This is a genomic window from Dialister sp. (genome assembly GCF_051885895.1).
GTDB lineage: Bacteria > Bacillota > Negativicutes > Veillonellales > Dialisteraceae > Dialister.
Genome location: NZ_JBJEXP010000072.1, coordinates 32,901 through 37,576 on the forward strand (window position 1 = coordinate 32,901; position 4,676 = coordinate 37,576).

Below are 4,676 nucleotides of genomic sequence, written 5' to 3' on the forward strand. Positions count from 1 at the left end.
AAAAATGATATTTACTTATTTTATCATGGGCGAAGAGGTAATGCAAAAAATGGAATCAAAATCGATAGGCCGGAGGAAAAACTGCTGAAATCCCTCCTGCATTTCTTAAACGGAAGCCCTGTCAAACAGCTTCACCACATCCGCCCAGCGCATCATGCCGTCTTCATTGACAGCAGTTCCCTGAAAGCGGAGCGGATACACCGCAGGCAGGCTGTCTTTTCCCGGCACCTGCAGATGTCGGATCTGATCCGTCCTGTAATAGAGAAGAGAAATGGTGCCGTATTCCTTCCGGTCCTCCCCCTTCCACTTTTCAATGAAAATCTTGACGCCGAAGGGCACCCTTTTTTCCAGAGATCCCGGCAGTTCATAGGGAAGAGTGCCCAGGGAAGCCAGGATCAGGGAAATATTGGAATCATGGCCGCAGATATAGGAAAAAGGAACGGTCCCTTCCATTTCATTTCGGATAGCAGAAAGCAGCGGGCCGGCCATCAGGCGGGCGGACTGCGGCATGCCGTAGAGAAGTAGGCCGAAATCATCCTTCAGATCTCCGATTTTCTCCCAGTCTTTAAAGGTCATGGCATGGCCGAAGGCGGCTTTCCTGTCATCCTCTGTCTCATAATACTGAATGAGCAGAGAATCCGCCAGGGAATGAGCCGTCTTTAAAGAGCCGGAAAGCTTCGGCTTTTTTCCCTTTTCCAGCTGCACCCTGCAGTCATAGGGATCAAAGCCCCGGAATTGTCCCTGCCGGGCAGCAGGAGAACGGGATATATCCAGCACCCGCTCCATTTCCTTAAAGTCACTGCCAAGCTTTTCTCCCCGTTCCGCAAGAAACCGGCTCCTCCAGACATTCTCCTCCTGCTTCAGCTCCTCCAGGGCGGAATCACTCAGATTTTCCGGAAGGGCAGATGCAAAAACCGGATCCTTTTCCCCCTGGGGCCTGTGAGAAATGGAAATCTCTTCCAAAGGCGCCACACCGGCGGCAAAGAAACGGGCCGTGACAATGGTGCGTTCATCGGAATCAGAATAGAAATGGCTTGTTCTGCCCTGGACAGGCGCAAAATGCTCCCTGTCCAGATAGTCCTTCACAGACTCCCCCATCATGGTTTCCAGAATGCCGCCCCGGTTGGACAGATCTCCCGGTGCTCCTTCCGGCTTCCTCCACCGGTGCGGAGTCATGGAATTTCTTTTATCCTCGTCTGTGGACATGGGAGAACGGAGATTGTGCCGGCTGAAAATGACCACCTTCTCCAGTTCATAATTCTGATGAATCCCCTCCCGGGCCTCAGAAGGAAAAGAGACAGCAAGAAAAAGGACTGACAGCACAGACACCGCAGCCCGGATGCCCTTCTTTCGGAAAAGGGAAAGCATCCGTCCCTGGCATACACCCATAAAAACTCCTTTCTAAGGAAGCACTGATTAATTCATAGAGTTTACTTTCATAAGAAATTTTATGCACTGCTTCGTCATGGGACTCCTTAAATAGCTCGCTATTCGCGTCGTCCCATTCCTTGCATTGCATAAAATTTCAAGAATGAAAGCAAACACTGATTTAATCAGCGCTTCCCTAAAACGAAAAGGCTTCCTTTGCGGAAGCCTTTTCCCATACATTCTTTATTTCACCAGTCCGCCATAATCCTTCAGCATCTGGTATACATGATTTCTTTCTTCTTCGGACGGTTCCACCATGGGGAGACGGAAGTGGCCGCCGGGCTGGCCGATGAGGTTGACAGCAGTCTTGACCGGAGTGGGGCTGGCGGTGAAGAACATGCCTTTGTTGATGGGATAGGTCTTGAGATGGAGAGCTCTCGCTTTTTCCATATCCCCTTTTTCATAGGCGTCTATCATAGCAAGCATATCGTCACCGATAACATGGCTGGATACGGAAATGACGCCTACGCCGCCTGCCAGAAGTACCGGCAGGGTGAATGCGTCATCGCCGCTGTAGATCATGAAGTCATCAGGGAGCAGTGCCTTTTCCTTAGTCACCTGGTCCCAGCTGCCGGTGGCGTCTTTGATGCCTACCACATTGGGGCATTCATCCACAATTCTCTTAATGGTTTCCGGCTGGATGGATACACCTGTACGGCCCGGAACATTGTAGAGAATAATCGGAAGATCCACATGTTTGGCAATAGCCCGGAAGTGCTGGTACATGCCTTCCTGGTTCGGTTTTACATAGAAGGGAACGATGGCCAGTGCGCAGTCAATGCCTGTCTTCTTGGCTTCCCTGCCAAAAAGGATGGTGTCCTTTGTGCTGATGGTGCCGATATTCCCCATAATCGGTACCTTTTTGCCGGGCGCATTTCTGCCTACGGCATCCACAATGGTTTTGTACAGTTTCAGCTTTTCTTCGGAAGTCATGGTAGCACCTTCACCGGTGGTGCCTCCCACAAGAATGCCTTCCGAACCGTGAGCCACCAGGTGTTTAGCCAGTGCGGCAGCTCCTTCATAATCTACAGAACCGTCTTCAAGAAATGGAGTGATCATGGCGGTAATAACCCGTCCGAATTTTGCTGTTGCCATTTTTTATTCTCCTTTTTGTTTAGTGTGCTAGTGAACTGGCGGCCGGGTTCCGGATACCAGCCCGATCCCAATCACGATCCGCCTGAACCCGCCTGCCGATGGAAACAATGCTGTTTCACATGGAATGAACCGGATATCAGATCATATCATGAGCAATCATGTATTCTGCAATCTGCAGGGCGTTGAGAGCGGCCCCCTTGCGGATCTGGTCGCCGCAGACCCAGAGATTGATGCCGTTTTCACAGTAGAGATCTTTTCTGATACGGCCTACAGCCACATCGGTCTTATTGGATGTATCCAAAGGCATGGGGTAAATCATGTTTGCAATATCATCCACCAGTTCCGCCCCTTTGAAGCCCTGAATGGCTTTCTTCACTTCATCGGTGCTGATCGGTTTTTCCGTTTCGATGTAAATGGATTCCGCATGGCTCCGGACAACCGGCACGCGTACAGCGGTAGGCGTAATGGCGATGGAATCATCGTGGAAAATCTTATGGGTTTCATTCACCATTTTCATTTCTTCCTTGGTATATTCGTTATCCAGGAAGACATCGATCTGGGGGATTACATTGTAAGCAATCTGGTAATGCTTCGGCAGGCTGGCGGAAGGAAGAATCTTCGGTTCATAGCTTTCGCCTTTGGCAATGGCTGCCGCTTCATCCAGCAGTTCATCAATGCCGTCCTTGCCTGCGCCGGATACAGCCTGATAGGTGCTGACAACAATCCGCTTGATACGGGAAATATCGTAAATCGGCTTCAGTGCCATGAGCATGATGATGGTGGAGCAGTTCGGATTGGCAATAATGCCCTTGTGCCAGGAAATATCTTCCGGGTTGATTTCCGGAACCACCAGAGGCACCTCGGGATCCATACGGAAGGTGGAAGAATTGTCGATAACTACAGCGCCCCGTTTGGCTGCTTCCGGAGCCAGAGTCTTGCTGATGCTGCCACCGGCGAAAAGAGCAATGTCGATATTTTCAAAGGATTCCGGCTTGGCCTCTTCTACGGTGTATTCCTTCCCCTTCACGGTGATTTTCTTTCCGGCAGAGCGCTTGGATGCCAGAAGTTTCAGGGAAGCAAACTGGAAATCTCTTTCCTCGAACAGGCGGATAAATTCCTGTCCCACAGCGCCGGTAGCGCCGAGGACTGCAACGCGCGGCAGTTTACTCATAGAAGCACCTCATTCCAAATAATTTTCCAAACCATATACAAAGCCTTTGACAGTCATGCACTTCTTGCATGCCAGCATGACGCCGGGCATGAAGGACTTTCTGTCCAGGGAATCATGACGGAGAGTCAGAATTTCGCCATAGCCGCCGAAAAGCACTTCCTGGTGAGCCACATAACCGGGAAGACGAACGGAATGGATGGTAATCCCCTCATATTTTCCGCCGCGGACGCCGGGAAGACTTTCCTTCGTTTCATCCGGCTCGGGATCCTTGGTTCTGGCAGCGGCCATCTTTTCAGCCGTCAGCTTTGCCGTACCGGAAGGAGCATCATACTTGTGGTTGTGATGCAGTTCGATGATTTCCGCATTGGGCATATACTTGGAAATCTCTGCGGATACCTTCATCAGAAGCACTGCGCCCAGAGAGAAATTCGGAGCTACCAGTCCGTTGGCACCGGATTTGTCGGCGATATCGGACAGTTCCTTTCTCTGTTCAGCCGTGAGGCCCGTGGTGCCGATAACCATGTTCACACCATTTTCAAGAACAAATTTCGCATTCTGGTAAATCACCTTCGGGCTGGTGAAATCCACCACCACATCCGGCTTCTTCACCTTAAAGGCCTCTTCCAGGGAAGCAGCGATGACAATACCGTTATGACCGGTGCCAACAACCTCTCCCAGATCTTTTCCGGCAGCACCGGGATCCACAGCCCCGGCAACTGCAAGACCCTCTTCAGCCATCACAGAACGAACCACTTCACTGCCCATGCGACCGGCTGCGCCATTCACTAAAACTTGAATCATGAATAACTCCTCCTTTTATGGCTCTATAGGCGGAATTTCCCTATAAGGCATTTGATAGTTTACAACTATGGTAGTATAAAATTTCAGCAACGTCAATACGGGAAATGATTTTTTATATTTGGAGAAAAGGTTCAAAAGATTCAAAGGGTTTTGAGGGCTCAAAAGGTTCAGAGGGTGCAGA

The 4,676-nt window shown here is 50.4% G+C and carries 4 protein-coding genes; all 4 read right to left on the bottom strand.

Annotated elements, in window-relative coordinates; translation table 11 throughout:
- Positions 1-105: 105 nt before the first annotated feature.
- Complete coding sequence (locus tag ACI4N7_RS06165; protein ID WP_439732476.1) at positions 106-1,389, bottom strand: histidine-type phosphatase; 1,284 nt, start codon at positions 1,387-1,389, stop codon at positions 106-108.
- A 222-nt stretch (positions 1,390-1,611) separates the two neighbouring features.
- The gene (gene dapA / locus ACI4N7_RS06170) at positions 1,612-2,523 is read right to left on the bottom strand and encodes a 4-hydroxy-tetrahydrodipicolinate synthase (RefSeq protein ID WP_439732477.1); all 912 of its coding nucleotides are present in this window, start codon (positions 2,521-2,523) and stop codon (positions 1,612-1,614) included.
- Between the two features lie 136 nt (positions 2,524-2,659).
- Positions 2,660-3,694, bottom strand: coding sequence for an aspartate-semialdehyde dehydrogenase (locus tag ACI4N7_RS06175; RefSeq protein ID WP_439732478.1), 1,035 nt, complete (start codon positions 3,692-3,694; stop codon positions 2,660-2,662).
- 9 nt (positions 3,695-3,703) lie between these two features.
- Positions 3,704-4,495: a 4-hydroxy-tetrahydrodipicolinate reductase gene (dapB, locus tag ACI4N7_RS06180; RefSeq protein ID WP_439732479.1), complete on the bottom strand. Its 792-nt coding sequence runs from the start codon at positions 4,493-4,495 to the stop codon at positions 3,704-3,706.
- Positions 4,496-4,676: the final 181 nt, after the last annotated feature.